The sequence below is a fragment of the Croceitalea sp. P059 genome, assembly GCF_031846365.1.
GTDB lineage: Bacteria > Bacteroidota > Bacteroidia > Flavobacteriales > Flavobacteriaceae > Croceitalea > Croceitalea vernalis.
Window position 1 is genome coordinate 1,138,646 of record NZ_JAVRHW010000001.1, and the last position, 14,850, is coordinate 1,153,495.

Genomic DNA, 14,850 nt, shown 5'->3' on the forward strand with positions numbered 1-14,850 from the left:
ATGATTCATCATCTTAAAGGAAAGTTAGTTGAGAAGAACCCCACTTATGTTGTAATTGAATGCAATGGAGTAGGATACTTTCTAAATATTTCACTTCATACATTTTCTCAGCTAAAAGATGATGAGAATATTCAACTATTTACCCATCTTCAGGTCAAAGAAGATTCTCACACCTTATTTGGTTTTGCTCAAAAGGCGGAAAGAGAAATTTTTAGATTATTGTTATCTGTTTCCGGTATTGGTGCAAGTACAGCCAGAACAATGTTGTCATCATTAGACCCTACCCAAATTAAGGAGGCTATTGCCGGGGGCGATGTACCTAAAATACAGTCAATCAAGGGTATTGGTGCAAAAACTGCCCAAAGAGTAATTTTAGATTTAAAAGATAAGATTCTTAAAGTCTACGATATGGACGAAGTTTCCCTTCAATCAAACAATACTACAAAAGAAGAAGCGTTATCTGCTTTAGAGGTTCTTGGTTTCGTAAGAAGACAATCTGAAAAGGTTGTAGATCGGGTTCTTTCGCAAGATTCCTCGCTGAGCGTCGAGAACATTATAAAATTGGCGCTGAAAAATTTGTAACTAGTTTGAAAAGAGGGGTAAAAGCATCTCTTAAGCCTTATTGGTTTAAGGGTTTTTTCTTATTAATATTTTTTTTAGGTATTGCATCTTTGCAAGCCCAAGAAACCAATCAGCAACCTGTTGATTCGGTTAAGACAGGTTTTACTCTTGGTAAAATCTTGTTAGACAATCCAGATAGCATTGTTTCAAAATACAATTACGATTCTAAAATTGATCGCTATGTTTATACCGAAAGTGTTGGTGATTTTAATGTGAACTATCCTTTATTTCTTACTCCTGACCAATATTATGAATTGGTTAGAAAAGAGAGCATGAAATCTTACTTCAAAGAAAAGATTGATGCTTTTTCTGGTAGAAAGGAAGGAAGTGAAGAAGCGAGGAAAAATCTACTTCCAAATTTTTATGTCAACAGCAACTTTTTTGAATCTGTCTTTGGTGGTAATACTATTGAAGTAATACCTCAAGGTTCTGTCGCGATGGACTTAGGAATTATTTGGCAGAAAAATGATAATCCTGCGTTGTCTCCAAGGAATCGAACAAATTTATCTTTTGATTTTGATCAACGTATAAGTTTGAGTATGCTGGGTAAGGTTGGCGAACGATTACAAGTAACAGCTAACTATGATACTGAGGCCACTTTTGATTTTCAAAATCTAGTCAAGTTAGATTATACGCCAACCGAGGATGATATTTTACGCTCAATAGAAGTTGGTAATGTCAATATGCCGCTCAATAGTTCATTGATTACCGGCGCTCAAAGTCTATTTGGTGTAAAAACACAATTGCAATTTGGAAAAACTACAGTGACAGCAGTTTTTTCTGAACAGCGCTCACAGAATAATACGGTTGTAGCTCAGGGTGGAGGCACCTTGAATGAATTTGCGTTAACAGCCTTAGACTATGATGAAGATAAACACTTTTTTCTCGCCCAATACTTTAGAGATAATTATGATGCTGCTCTTACTAATTACCCATTTATCCAAAGTCAAGTTCAAATCACCCGATTAGAAGTATGGGTGACAAATAGAAATCAACAGACGTTAAATGTTCGAAATATAGTAGCCCTCCAAGATTTAGGTGAAGCACAATTGGGACCTGATGGGCAAGAGAAGACTAGAGTAGGTCGTGAAGGTCAAGTTCCGGCCGGTTTCTTTAATATTTTTGATATAGGTGCTTTACCTCGAAATGGAGCAAATGATTATGACCCTGCTTTAATTGATGCAGGTGGAGTGCTCAATAGCGCTATCCGAGATATTGCTACTGTTGATAATGGTTTTAATTTTTCAAATGGATATACCCCAAATCAAGGGTTCGATTATGCGATATTAGAAAATGCTAGAAAATTAGAATTAGGTAGAGATTATCAGTTTGATACTCAATTAGGATATATTTCATTAAATCAAAGATTAAGTAATGATGAGGTTTTAGGGGTTGCTTTTCAATATACTTTTAACGGTGATGTATTTCAAGTAGGTGAGTTTGCTAATGGAGGCATTGACGCTACAACCGTTTCTGGTGGTGCAAATCCTATTATAGAAAACAATACATTGATTCTAAAATTATTGAAAAGTAATATCACAAATGTCAGTGATCCTATTTGGGATTTGATGATGAAAAATATTTATTCGACAGGTGCTTTTCAATTGAGTCAAGAAGATTTTAAGTTGAATATTTTATATTCAGATCCAACCCCTAGAAACTACATTACACCTGTTAACCCAGATGTGGGTTGGCCTGAAGGTTTTGAAGACCGAATACTATTAAATATTTTTAATCTTGACCGCTTAAATGTCTATAATGATGTGCAGCCAGGCGGTGACGGATTTTTTGATTACGTCCCTGGAATCACAGTTGATACGCAAAGTGGGCGTATTATTTTTACAAAAGTTGAACCGTTTGGTAAATATTTATTTAACGAACTCGGTGGTGGTACTTATGAAGTTGAGAACGATCAAGGTTATAATGAAAATCAACAGCGTTATGTTTTTAGAAACATGTATGCTAAGACAAAAGCAGCCTCTTTACAAGATGCTGAAAAGAACCGGTTTCAATTAAAAGGTCGTTATAAATCTCAAGGAAATAATGGTATTCCTATCGGAGCATTTAATGTTCCTCGAGGTTCTGTTAGAGTTACTGCGGGTGGTAGACAATTACAAGAGGGTATTGATTATACTGTAAATTACCAAGCTGGTACTGTTCAGTTACTAGATCCTAGTTTAGAAGCCTCCAATACACCAATTAATATTTCAGTAGAAAATAATGCAGTTTTCGGACAGCAAACCAGAAGATTTACCGGAGTAAATGTTGAACATAAGATTAGCGAAAACTTTGTTATCGGAGGTACGCTTTTAAACTTAAATGAAAGACCTCTAACTCAAAAATCAAATTTTGGTGTGGAACCAGTTAATAATACTATTTATGGTTTCAATGGTAATTTTAGTACTGAGGTTCCATTTTTAACAAGGTTAGCCAATAAGTTACCAAATATTGACACCGATGTTCCTTCCAATATTTCAATACGAGGTGAAATAGCAGCTTTAACGCCTAATTCACCTAAAAACGCTGATTTTCAGGGTGAAACAACTACGTATCTAGATGATTTTGAAGGGGCTCAGGCTTTAATAGATATTCGTTCTTCTTTAGGTTGGTCTTTAGCTAGTCCACCAGTTGGTGTGCCAAATGATGAGGATGGTTTAGCAGCTGGATTTGAAAGAGCTAAATTAGCCTGGTATACTATTGATCCAATATTTTACACCAACCAACGACCAGATGGTGTTACGGATGGCGATATATCTTTAAACTCAACGCGAAGGGTTTTTATTGATGAGGTATTTCCGCAAGTTGATATTGCACAAGGACAAACTACGGTTCAAGGAACTTTAGATTTAGCGTATTATCCAACCCAAAAAGGACCTTATAATGCTAGTGATGGTTTCGGAGCCGTTCCTCAAGATAACTGGGCCGGTATAATGAGATCCTTAAGTAGTACAAATTTTGAACAGTCAAATGTTGAATTCGTTCAATTTTGGGTTTTAGACCCTTATGTTGATGGAGAGACCACTGGTGCTAATATTGGTGAATTAGTACTTAATTTAGGTAATATTTCCGAAGACATTTTACCTGATGGAAGAAAACAGTACGAAAACGGATTACCGAGTACAACCTCAACAGAAACACCAAGACCAACTATTTGGGGGCAAGTACCTTCAACACAATCTTTGGTATATGCTTTTGATGCGGATGAAAACAATAGAACACAACAAGATATTGGTTTTGATGGCTTGTCAAGCGACGAAGAACTCACTAGGAGAATAGACCCAGATGATGAGACTTCCCCATTAATTTATGCGAATAATATAGTTGAATCACCAAATGACCCTGCACTTGATGATTACCAATACTATCTGAATCGCGAAGGTGGAGTTTTAGAAAGATATTTAGATTTTAATAATCCTGAAGGTAATTCTCCAGTAGAAGTTACAAATACCAATAGGGGGTCTACAACGCTTCCTGATGTGGAAGATGTAGATCGCGATTTGACCATGAATACGGTTGATAGTTATTATGAATATCGTATTCAAATCAAACCAAATACTACCATAGATGACCAATACGTTACTGATATCCGTGAAGGACAAACCCCGACGCTACCTAACAATACCCAATTAAATCGCAGGTGGATTCAATATAAGATTCCTTTAAGCGATTTTACAGGTGCTATTGGAGGTATTACCGATTTTAGATCTGTCAGTTTCATGAGAATGTACATGACTGGGTTTACAGATGATGTTGTGCTTCGTTTTGCAACTCTTGATCTGGTCCGTGGAGATTGGAGAACTTATACGAACACATTGCAAGATCTGGATATTGATAACAATCCAGCAGATGATGGAACGGTTACTGATGTAAACACCGTAAATATTGAGGAAAATAGTGGAAGAATACCAATCCCATATGTTTTACCTCCAGGGGTTATTCGAGAACAACTCAATAATAATAACACGATTATTCGCCAAAATGAACAATCACTTTCTTTTGTGGTTGAAAATTTGGAATCTGAAGATTCCCGAGGAGTATTTAAGAATGTGAATATTGATGTTCGTCAGTATGAAAAGATTAAAATGTTCATGCATGCCGAAAAAATATTAAATACCGATTATTCAGATGATGATACTCCTTTAGTAGGTTTTTTAAGAATTGGAACAGATTTTTCGGAAAATTTTTATCAGTTAGAATTACCATTACAATTTACACCTTTTGGGTCTTCATCGGCAGAAGAAATTTGGCCTGAAGTAAATGAACTAGAGATTGTACTAGCCGATTTAAATAAAGTCAAATCGTTGGGTATAGCCAACCAAAGTTTAAACGATATCAATTATTATGAAGTTCAAGGTGGCGAAGTTGTGGCAGTTGACGAATTCTCACCTAGAACACTTGGCCAAGTAAGAATAGGTATTCGTGGTAATCCATCTTTAGGTAGTATTAGAAGTATGATGGTTGGTATTAAAAACATTGATGACCTGCCAGCTCAAGGTGAAGTTTGGTTTAATGAATTACGTTTAGCTGGTTTAGATAATAATGGCGGTTGGGCTGCTATCGCAGCACTAGACGCTAATATGGCTGATTTTGCAAATGTAACGGCAACAGGTAGCACGAGTACATCTGGTTTTGGGTCTATTGACCAGATGCCAAATGAAAGGGCTAGAGAAGATGCTATTTCTTATGATGTTGTTACGAATGTTAATGTAGGGCAGTTGTTACCAAAAAAGTGGGGAATCCAAATTCCCTTTAATTATGGAATTTCTGAAACGGTTATAACACCTGAGTTTGACCCTGTTTATGATGATTTAAAATTAGATGATAGAATTGCTGCTGCTGATACGGAACAAGAAGCTGAAACTATACTTGAGCAAGCTGAAGATTATACCAAAAGAAGAAGTATAAATTTAATTGGAGTGCGAAAAAATAGGGGAGATGAAGCTGATGCGAATTTTTATGATATTGAAAATTTCACTTTCAATTACTCTTATAATGAGACAAATCATAGAGATTTTGAAGTAGCAAATTTGAGAGATCAGAATGTGACTACTGGTTTTGTTTACAATCATAATTTTAAACCTGCACCTGTTGCTCCATTCGCCAAAAAAGATTCCTTGTTCACCAGTGAATATTGGAAGTGGTTGAAAGACTTAAACTTCAATCTTTTGCCAACCAGTGTTTCGGTTAATGCTAATTACAATCGTTCCTTTAATCAGCAACGTTTTCGTGATGTTCTAGAGCCCGGTATTGAGGCATTGGATTTGCCTTTGTTGCAACAGCGTAATTATTTGTTCAATTGGCAATATGCCTTAAACTATAGTTTGAGTAAATCGCTACGAATTAATCTTACTACTTCAAATAACAATATTGTACGTAATTATTTTAGCAATGATGTTGATAATGAAGGAAGACCTTTAATTGAAGATTCTCTTAATCTTTGGGATGGTTTCTTCGATATTGGTGAGCCTAACCGTCATGCGCAACAAATGCAATTGAATTATGAATTGCCTTTTAGTAAATTTCCATTCTTAAATTTTATTAACGCACAGTATACTTATACCAGTAATTTTGATTGGCAACGCGGCGGTGATGCATTGTTGGAGGTTGCGGGAGAAGATATTAATACCGTTCAGAACGCGAGCACTCATAATTTGACAGCAAATTTAACCATGCAGAGCTTTTATGATTATCTGGGTCTTAAAAAAAGGACTGGAAAAGAAGCTGCAGCAGCTGTACGAGCAAGACGAGATAAAGCGGGTAACACCGCTGATGGCGAAGATGAAAAACCTAAGAAGAAAACAAGTAAAGGCTTGAATACTGCTATTGATATATTGACCATGGTCAAACGTGTTAATATTAATTATAGTGAAAATCGTGGAAAAGTATTACCTGGTTATACTCAATCTATAGGCTTTTTAGGTACGGCTCGGCCTACTTTAGGTTTTGTTTTTGGTAGTCAACGTGATGTGCGTTTTGAAGCAGCTAAAAGAGGATGGTTAACTCAGTTTGATGGTTTCAATTCACAATTTTTACAGAATAATTCAAAACAACTGAGCATTACAGCTACCGCTCAACCTACTCAAGATTTAACCATTGATTTAACCGCTGACAGACAAATTTCTAATAGCCTTCAAGAAACCTTTGAGGTAATACCGGATGATATAAATGGAGGATTGCAATACAATCAATTACTGGCCAATAATTTTGGAAATTTCAGTATCTCAACAATGATGATTGGAACGGCTTTTAGAAAAAGCGATGAATTTGATTCTGCGACTTTTGAAGAATTCAAAGCCAACCGAATTACAATTGCGAATAGAATAGTGTCTGATCGTAATGCGAATGTTACTGGGGTTGATGAAGATGGTTTTCCTATTGGTTATGGAAAAACGAGTCAAGATGTTTTATTGCCTGCATTTTTTGCTGCTATAACTGGACAAGATGTAGACCGCGTTAACCTAGATGCCTTTCGTGAAATTCCGATACCTAACTGGAATATTAAGTATACCGGTTTAATGAAGAACAAGTGGTTTAAGAAAAAATTTAAACGTTTTTCTATTCAACATGGTTATCGTTCTGCATATAGTATTAATTCTTTTCAAACCAATTTAGAACGTAATCAGCTCATTAAAGACGGTTTCGCTCCTGTAAATTCTGAAACAGGAAATATTTTATCAGAAAATATCATTAATAATGTTGTCTTGAATGATGAGTTCAATCCACTAATTCGAATGGATTTTGAAATGAAAAATTCAATGAGTGTCCTGGCTGAAGTCAGAACGGATAGAACATTTTCTTTAAGTTTTGACAATAACCTACTAACTGAAATTAATGGTAAGGAATATACTGTCGGACTTGGGTATCGATTTAAAGACGTAAAATTTGTTGCAAATATTGGTGGTGAGAAAACTCGTTTAAAGGGCGATTTGAACTTAAAAGCAGATTTATCGTTACGTGATAATATCACCTTGATTCGTAATCTTGATATAGATAACAATCAAATTACAGCGGGTCAAGAATTATGGTCTATAAAGTTTACTGCGGATTATGCTTTAAGTAAAAGCTTAAATGCTTTGTTCTTTTACGACCACTCATTTTCTCAATTTAAAGTATCAACTGCCTTTCCACAAACTACGGTCAATGCAGGTTTCACTCTAAGGTATAATTTTGGTAATTAATGTTTTCTTTATTTAAAGAAAGCGCAGAGCAACTTAAAGGTCTTTTATTTAGTTGCAGATTTAATTAAAATCTCGTCCTCAATTTTTTGAAAACCTTTATTATAACGTTTACATTTGTTACTAGACAAAATAGAACAAGATGAATCTACCATCAGAATTAAAATATACAAAAGACCACGAGTGGGTAAAGATAGACGGTGATGTTGCGACCGTTGGCATAACTGATTTTGCTCAAGGTGAACTTGGTGATATTGTTTATGTAGAAGTAGAAACTATTGACGAAACTTTAGACAAAGAAGAGGTATTTGGTACCGTTGAAGCTGTAAAAACTGTTTCTGATTTGTTTCTTCCTTTAACTGGTGAACTGATTGAGTTTAACGAAGCTTTAGAAGATGAACCAGAAAAAGTAAACTCAGACCCTTATGGAGAAGGATGGATGGTGAAAATAAGATTTAGCAATCCAGCGGAAATAGAAGAATTAATGAGTGACGCTGAATACAAAGAATTGATAGGTGCTTAAAAAGCATTTATTTACAATAAGTTTTGTAAGCTGGCTGGTTTTAATAACACTTGCCAGCTTATTTTCTTTTTCAGAAGACGTGTCAAGCGGAATCAATATTCCTTATTTTGATAAAATAGTCCATTTTATTTTTCATTGTGTACTTGTCATTTTTGGTGTGTTTTCTTTTAAAGAAAATCAAAATGATGTGTTTAATTTAAAAAAGACGCTCAGTAAGTTGGTTCTTTTTTCTATTATTTATGGCATATTAATTGAGGTTTTGCAATTTGTAATGCCTTTTGATCGCGCTGCAGAAATTTGGGATGTACTTGCGAATACAATAGGTGCCTTAGCAGGTGTTTTACTCATTAAAAAGTACCTTTCACTCACTGCAAAGTAAAAATGACGCATTTTAGGTTTTTATATATCGAATTAATAATTAAATTAGCGAACATTAAAATTTAAACAAATGGAACCAAAGAAGAATCCGAAAGCTGATGTAGGCAGAAATAGTGCTCTTTACTTTGTAATTGGCCTTGCAGCAGTTATGTTGCTTGTTTATGTAGGTTTAGAGTGGAAAAAATATGATAAGGGTAATGATTATGATATTGCCTTAAATATTGAAGATCAGTTGGACGAAGAGGTTCCAATGACGGAGCAAATTAAAACTCCACCACCTCCACCGCCACCTGCTGCTCCAGAAGTTATTGAAGTCGTGGAAGACGAAGAAGAGGTTGAAGAAACTGTTATTGAATCAACTGAGACTAGCCAAGAAGAAGAGGTTATGGAAGTTGAAGATGTAGAGGTTGAAGAGATTGACGAAGATATCTCAGTTCCGTTTGCTGTAATTGAAGATGTGCCTGTTTTTCCAGGTTGTGAAGGCGCAAGTAATAAGAAGCAATGTTTTCAAGAACAAATGCAAAAACATATTCGTAAGAACTTCCGTTATCCTGAAATTGCTCAAGAAATGGGTGTGCAAGGTCGTGTAAGTGTAGTTTTTGTTATTCAGAAAGATGGAAGTATCGGAAACATTAGAATGCGTGGACCAGATAAAAACTTAGAAGCTGAGGCTTTAAGAATTATCAACAAATTACCTAAAATGACTCCAGGGAAACAACGTGGAAGAGCGGTAAAAGTTCCTTTTAGTATTCCAATTACATTTAAGTTGCAGTAAACTTTATATATAATTTTTTAAAACCCTTACCACTTTTTGGTAAGGGTTTTTTGTTTGGTTGAAGCCCTATACCTAAATAAGATAAACATATTCAATTCGTTGCAAATGAAATCATGCGACCTTATCTTTGCAAGCCATTATGAAAACAGCTGCAGGAACGATAAAACAAGCAACATGGTCAATGACCATGTCTGATTTTAAAGAACTTACTAAAGTTCGCTTAGCCGTTAGTGTCGTTTTTTCTTCTATAGCTGGTTATTTTTTAGGAGCTTATCAAGTTGATTTTGTCTCAATTCTTCTTTTAGCGTTTGGCGGATATTGCATGGTGGGCGCATCTAACGCCTACAATCAAATAATAGAAAAAGATTTAGATGCGTTGATGCAACGTACTAAGAATAGACCTCTACCAGCTGGCAGAGTGACTAGAAAGAATGCTTTGCTCATCGCTATCGTTTTAACCATCCTCGGAGTAGTCTCACTTTACTTTTTAAACCCTAAGACTGCTCTTTTTGGAGCAATTTCAATTTTTTTATACACTAGTCTGTATACCCCACTAAAAACAAAAACTCCTTTATCAGTATTTGTTGGTGCAATTCCTGGCGCCATTCCGTTTATGTTAGGTTGGGTTGCCGCAACTAATGATTTTGGAATTGAACCAGGCACCTTATTTATGATTCAATTTTTTTGGCAGTTTCCTCATTTTTGGGCACTGGGTTGGATGTTGGATGAAGATTATAAAAATGGAGGTTTTAAAATGCTTCCTACTGGTAAGAAAGATACAGGAACCGCTTTACAAATTATATTGTATACAATTTGGATGATTGTTATCTCTATAATGCCTGCATTTGGCTTTACCGGTAGATTAGAACTTTCAGTGATTGCCGCAATCATCATTTTCTTGATGGGAGTAGCAATGTTAATTTTTGCTTTTAAGTTATATGAAAAAAGAGATAATATATCTGCCAGAAAACTGATGCTGGCAAGTGTATCATATATCACTTTAATGCAGATTGTATTTGTTATAGATAAGTTTATTTGATTAATGATATGGATTTAACCCAAGGAACACCACAAGAGAAGAATAATAGAGCAAAGAAAATGATGCTATGGTTTGGTATCATTAGTTTGATTATGGGTTTTGCTGGATGGACTAGTGCTTATATTGTAAGTAGTAAGAGAAAAGATTGGCTTGATAACATTGATTTACCTCAAGCTTTCTTTGTCAGTACGCTTTTAATAATTATAAGTAGTTTGACTTACTATTTTGCCAAGAAAAGCGTCAAGGATGGTGACCAGAAAAAGGCAACATTACTTTTATGGACAACACTTGGCTTAGGAGTTGCTTTCATCGTTTTACAGTTTATTGGTTTTTCTCAAATGTTAGAAAGCGGCTATTATTTCACTGGGCCAACAAGTAATATTAAAATGTCGTACATTTTTCTAATAGCTTTTGTTCATATTTTACACGTGGTGGCGGGCTTGATTTCACTTTTGGTTGTTATTGTTCAACAGGTTAGAGGTAAGTATACTTCTGAAAATATGTTGGGCTTAGAATTAGGGGCAACATTTTGGCATTTTTTAGATTTTTTATGGGTTTATTTAATCCTATTCATGTTTTTTGTAAAATAAATACTAGAAAGATTGGTTTTCTAGAAAGAATGACTTTTTCAATACAGCAAAAGATGTATTTTTGCTAAAGTTTTATTAAAACGATTGTTTTTATGGATACAACGGTAACTACCGGTAATGAAGAAAACGTTTGGGATGGTGGCAATAGACCACTAGGAGCGAGCTACGGAAAATTAATGATGTGGTTTTTTATAGTTTCTGATGCCTTGACTTTTTCAGGCTTTCTTGCCTCTTATGGATTTTCACGATTTAAGTTTATTGAAACTTGGCCAATAGCCGATGAGGTTTTTACGCACGTGCCCTTCTTCCATGGTAACTATCCTATGATTTATGTGGCATTTATGACTTTTGTTTTGATTATGTCCTCTGTAACCATGGTTTTAGCTGTGGACGCAGGTCATAAAATGAAACAGAACGCCGTGATATGGTATATGTTTTTAACTATTATTGGTGGAGCTATTTTCGTTGGTTCTCAAGCTTGGGAATGGGCAACATTCATTAAAGGTGATTACGGAGCTTTAGAAACCAAAGGTGGTCGTGTCTTACAATTTGTAAAGGCTGATACTGGAGAAAGAGCTGCCATTACTTCGTTTGCTACAACAATTCAAGAAGATAGAGTACAAGACACACCTGATAAAGGAGTTTGGTACACATCGGAAGCTTCGTTACCAACGGTATCTTTAAATGAAGTTATAGCTGGTTTTAAGGCGAACCCTAACATTCTGATAAGAACAGAGACTATAAATGAAGAGGGAGAAAAGACTTTATTAAACAGAGAAGAATCTCTAGGTCGATTAACCGATGCAGTGAGAGTTGTTGAAGGTGCAAATCTTATTCGAAACGAATATGGGAGTAGACTTTTTGCAGACTTCTTCTTCTTTATAACAGGTTTTCACGGTTTTCACGTATTCTCAGGAGTTGTGATTAACGTAATTATATTTTTTAATGTCATACTTGGTACTTATGAAAAAAGAGGGCATTATGAAATGGTTGAAAAAGTTGGATTATACTGGCACTTTGTAGATTTAGTGTGGGTATTTGTATTTACATTCTTTTATTTGGTATAACAATAAGTTGTCTTCCCGATAACATGGGAATCTTTATAATAACGCACATACATGGCACACGAGCATAAATTAGAAATTTTCAGAGGCTTATTAAAGTTTAAGTCAAACACTCAAAAGATTTGGGGTGTTCTAATCTTTTTGACTATTGTTACCGCTGTTGAGGTAGGTTTGGGTATTGTTAAACCTGAATTTTTGATTAAAACGTCTTTTTTAGGAATGAAATTATTGAATTGGATATTCATTATTCTAACCTTAGTAAAGGCGTATTACATAGCATGGGATTTTATGCATCTTAGAGATGAAAAGAGTTCTCTGAGAAGAGCTATTGTTTGGACACCAATCTTTCTGGTTTCTTATTTGGTTTTTATATTGCTTCTAGAAGCTACATATATATATGAGGTATTTACAAATGGGTTTTTTGCCTGGAATTTTTAGATAGCCCATTGGTATTATTGATAGTATTTAAGACGGTTTTATAACCGTCTTTTTTTATTTTTACAATTGAAATAATCTTTGTTTTAAGTTAGCTCCATGAAAAAAACATTAGTCTTAGTGGTATTGTTTATTTTTCCTTTGGTGGCGTACTTATTTTTTGCCTCTGGTGTCAATAATTTTGGAAAATTGCCTGTCTTAACTCCACAAGTTGATAATGTTGTCCATTTAGACAAGTCTGTGACTTTACAAAATAAGATTACTATTTTAGGATTTTTAGGTTCAAATGTTGAAAAGCGCAAGGGTAATGCATTTAACCTAAATCAAAAAATCTACAAAAGGTTTCATGAGTTTAATGATTTTCAATTGGTTATGGTTGTACCGATTGGACAAGAGGAGGATGTAAAAAAATTAAAAACCGAGTTGGGTCAATTATCGCCAGTCGATAAATGGAACTTTGTCTTCGCAAGTCCGGATGAAATCCAATCTCTTTTTGATAGTTTAAAAACCAATACAAGTTTAGATGCTCAATTAGGAACACCTCAGGTATTTATTATTGATAAAGATAGAAACTTAAGGGGGCGTGATGATGATGAAGATTTGGGCACTAAATATGGCTTTAATACAACATCTGTAGCAGATTTGAATAATAAGATGGAAGATGATATGAAAATCATTCTTGCTGAGTACCGCTTAGCGCTAAAAAAGAACAATGCCGACAGGAGCAAATAAAAAACAGAAATACACCTACGTTTGGGTTTCAGCAATCATATTAATTTTTGGTGTCTTTGCCGTATATGAAATTACAAAGCGTTTAAAACAAGGCACGGTTGTAGAAAATGATAGACTTGGCAGTACAGTTGTTGTTTCACCTTTATCTTATATTGTTAGTAATGGGCAAAAAAGAAAAGTGCCTGATTTTTCATTTTTGAATCAAGACAGTGTTCTGGTTTCAAATAAGGATTATTTAGGTAAAGTCTATGTCGTTGATTTCTTCTTCACTACATGCCCTACTATTTGCCCGGTAATGACCTCCAATTTGGTTGAGTTGCAAAACACTTTTTCTGATACGGAATTGGGCTTTGCATCTTTTACCATTAATCCTCGATATGATACGCCTTTAGTTTTAAAGAGGTATTCAAAACGGTATGGTATTACTAATGAAAACTGGAATTTAATGACAGGTGATCAGCAAGAAATTTATAATCTAGCTCGCGAAGGGTTTTATATATTGGCTAATGAGGTAGATGACGCTCCTGGTGGTTTCGAGCACTCAGGCATGTTTGCCTTAGTAGATAAGCAGGGCTACATTCGTTCACGAACTGACAGGTTTGGTAATCCATTAATATATTATCGAGGAACAATTAAGGAACAACAGGGTGTAAACAATGAGGGTGAAGCACAACAAATAACAATTTTAAAAGAGGATATTCAAAAATTATTAGCAGAATAGATGGAAGCAGTTGCAAAGAATGAAAAGAAGATTAAAATTTGGATTACCATTTTATCAGTAGCTATACCTTTGGTAGTAGCAATTTTATTTGGTTATAAAATACCAAATGTAGAGCCTTTAACTTTTTTACCTCCAATTTACGCAGGTATAAATGGACTTACAGCTATACTGTTAATTATTGCAGTACTTGCTATTAAAAATGGTAAACAAAAATTACATCAAAATGTGATGACTACTTGTATAGTATTATCGGTACTATTTTTGGTGATGTATGTGGCCTATCATATGACTTCAGAATCGACCCCTTTTGGTGGTGAGGGTTTTATAAGATATGTTTACTTTTTTATATTATTTTCTCATATAACACTGTCTATAGCTATAATTCCTTTGGTGTTAATAACCTACAGCAAAACTTACCTTGGAGATTTTGAAGCTCATAAAAGATGGTCAAAATATACGTTTCCAATTTGGTTATATGTAGCTGTAACTGGCGTTGTAGTTTATCTAATGATTTCACCTTATTATAGCTAATGAACAAGAGCGTCACTATATTTTTGGTTTTTGCTAGTTTTTTTCTCATTGCAAATGATGTTGAAGCGCAATGTGCCATGTGCAGAGCGGCACTTGAAAGTGAATCCGATAATAGTCAAGCAGAAGGCATAAATAATGGTATCGTTTACCTTATGGCTATACCTTATGTTTTGGTTGGAGGCTTGTTTTACTTCATTTACAGAAAGCTTCGTAATAGCTAATTCAATTTTTTTTAATTTTTTTTCAAAAAACTGTAACATTTCGGG

13 protein-coding genes are annotated in these 14,850 nt (G+C 34.8%); all 13 read left to right on the top strand.

Features of this window, described 5'->3' with window-relative positions:
• The 13 genes from ruvA (at window position 1) to RM542_RS05210 (ending at window position 14,805) form a co-directional block, all read left to right on the top strand.
• Window positions 1–582 carry a Holliday junction branch migration protein RuvA gene (gene ruvA / locus RM542_RS05150; RefSeq protein ID WP_311384643.1) on the top strand — a complete coding sequence of 194 codons (582 nt, stop codon included), beginning with the start codon at window positions 1–3 and terminating at the stop codon, window positions 580–582.
• Between the two features lie 5 nt (window positions 583–587).
• Window positions 588–7,799 (top strand): cell surface protein SprA, encoded by a 7,212-nt coding sequence (gene sprA / locus RM542_RS05155; protein WP_311384644.1) that lies wholly within the window; start codon window positions 588–590, stop codon window positions 7,797–7,799.
• 139 nt (window positions 7,800–7,938) lie between these two features.
• Window positions 7,939–8,319: a glycine cleavage system protein GcvH gene (gene gcvH, locus RM542_RS05160; protein WP_311384645.1), complete on the top strand. Its 381-nt coding sequence runs from the start codon at window positions 7,939–7,941 to the stop codon at window positions 8,317–8,319.
• Window positions 8,312–8,698 (top strand): VanZ family protein, encoded by a 387-nt coding sequence (locus RM542_RS05165; protein ID WP_311384646.1) that lies wholly within the window; start codon window positions 8,312–8,314, stop codon window positions 8,696–8,698. The genes gcvH and RM542_RS05165 overlap by 8 nt, the downstream gene beginning before the upstream one ends.
• A 69-nt stretch (window positions 8,699–8,767) precedes the next feature.
• Entirely contained in the window at window positions 8,768–9,472 is a 705-nt protein-coding gene (locus RM542_RS05170; protein ID WP_311384647.1) for an energy transducer TonB, read from the top strand.
• A 139-nt stretch (window positions 9,473–9,611) separates the two neighbouring features.
• The gene (gene cyoE, locus RM542_RS05175; protein ID WP_311384648.1) at window positions 9,612–10,511 is read left to right on the top strand and encodes a heme o synthase; all 900 of its coding nucleotides are present in this window, start codon (window positions 9,612–9,614) and stop codon (window positions 10,509–10,511) included.
• Between the two features lie 8 nt (window positions 10,512–10,519).
• Window positions 10,520–11,101 (top strand): cytochrome c oxidase subunit 3, encoded by a 582-nt coding sequence (locus RM542_RS05180; protein WP_311384649.1) that lies wholly within the window; start codon window positions 10,520–10,522, stop codon window positions 11,099–11,101.
• A 92-nt stretch (window positions 11,102–11,193) separates the two neighbouring features.
• Window positions 11,194–12,168, top strand: coding sequence for a cytochrome c oxidase subunit 3 (locus tag RM542_RS05185; RefSeq protein ID WP_311384650.1), 975 nt, complete (start codon window positions 11,194–11,196; stop codon window positions 12,166–12,168).
• Window positions 12,169–12,219: 51 nt separating this feature from the next.
• The gene (locus tag RM542_RS05190; RefSeq protein WP_311384651.1) at window positions 12,220–12,603 is read left to right on the top strand and encodes a cytochrome C oxidase subunit IV family protein; all 384 of its coding nucleotides are present in this window, start codon (window positions 12,220–12,222) and stop codon (window positions 12,601–12,603) included.
• 96 nt (window positions 12,604–12,699) lie between these two features.
• Window positions 12,700–13,332 (top strand): hypothetical protein, encoded by a 633-nt coding sequence (locus RM542_RS05195; RefSeq protein ID WP_311384652.1) that lies wholly within the window; start codon window positions 12,700–12,702, stop codon window positions 13,330–13,332.
• Complete coding sequence (locus RM542_RS05200) at window positions 13,313–14,053, top strand: SCO family protein (protein ID WP_311384653.1); 741 nt, start codon at window positions 13,313–13,315, stop codon at window positions 14,051–14,053. Before RM542_RS05195 ends, RM542_RS05200 begins: the two co-directional genes overlap by 20 nt.
• The gene (locus tag RM542_RS05205) at window positions 14,054–14,584 is read left to right on the top strand and encodes a DUF420 domain-containing protein (protein ID WP_311384654.1); all 531 of its coding nucleotides are present in this window, start codon (window positions 14,054–14,056) and stop codon (window positions 14,582–14,584) included. It abuts the gene before it with no gap.
• Window positions 14,584–14,805 carry a hypothetical protein gene (locus RM542_RS05210; protein WP_311384655.1) on the top strand — a complete coding sequence of 74 codons (222 nt, stop codon included), beginning with the start codon at window positions 14,584–14,586 and terminating at the stop codon, window positions 14,803–14,805. Before RM542_RS05205 ends, RM542_RS05210 begins: the two co-directional genes overlap by 1 nt.
• The last annotated feature ends 45 nt before the right edge of the window (window positions 14,806–14,850 follow it).

What these genes read in the sequence shown, in the direction of transcription:
- RM542_RS05170 (WP_311384647.1), top strand. Translation starts at nt 8,768, where the DNA reads ATGGAACCAAAGAAGAATCCGAAAGCTGATGTAGGCAGAAATAGTGCT.
- ruvA (WP_311384643.1), top strand. Translation starts at nt 1, where the DNA reads ATGATTCATCATCTTAAAGGAAAGTTAGTTGAGAAGAACCCCACTTAT.
- RM542_RS05210 (WP_311384655.1), top strand. Translation starts at nt 14,584, where the DNA reads ATGAACAAGAGCGTCACTATATTTTTGGTTTTTGCTAGTTTTTTTCTC.
- RM542_RS05180 (WP_311384649.1), top strand. Translation starts at nt 10,520, where the DNA reads ATGGATTTAACCCAAGGAACACCACAAGAGAAGAATAATAGAGCAAAG.
- RM542_RS05205 (WP_311384654.1), top strand. Translation starts at nt 14,054, where the DNA reads ATGGAAGCAGTTGCAAAGAATGAAAAGAAGATTAAAATTTGGATTACC.
- RM542_RS05185 (WP_311384650.1), top strand. Translation starts at nt 11,194, where the DNA reads ATGGATACAACGGTAACTACCGGTAATGAAGAAAACGTTTGGGATGGT.
- gcvH (WP_311384645.1), top strand. Translation starts at nt 7,939, where the DNA reads ATGAATCTACCATCAGAATTAAAATATACAAAAGACCACGAGTGGGTA.
- cyoE (WP_311384648.1), top strand. Translation starts at nt 9,612, where the DNA reads ATGAAAACAGCTGCAGGAACGATAAAACAAGCAACATGGTCAATGACC.
- RM542_RS05200 (WP_311384653.1), top strand. Translation starts at nt 13,313, where the DNA reads ATGCCGACAGGAGCAAATAAAAAACAGAAATACACCTACGTTTGGGTT.
- RM542_RS05195 (WP_311384652.1), top strand. Translation starts at nt 12,700, where the DNA reads ATGAAAAAAACATTAGTCTTAGTGGTATTGTTTATTTTTCCTTTGGTG.
- RM542_RS05190 (WP_311384651.1), top strand. Translation starts at nt 12,220, where the DNA reads ATGGCACACGAGCATAAATTAGAAATTTTCAGAGGCTTATTAAAGTTT.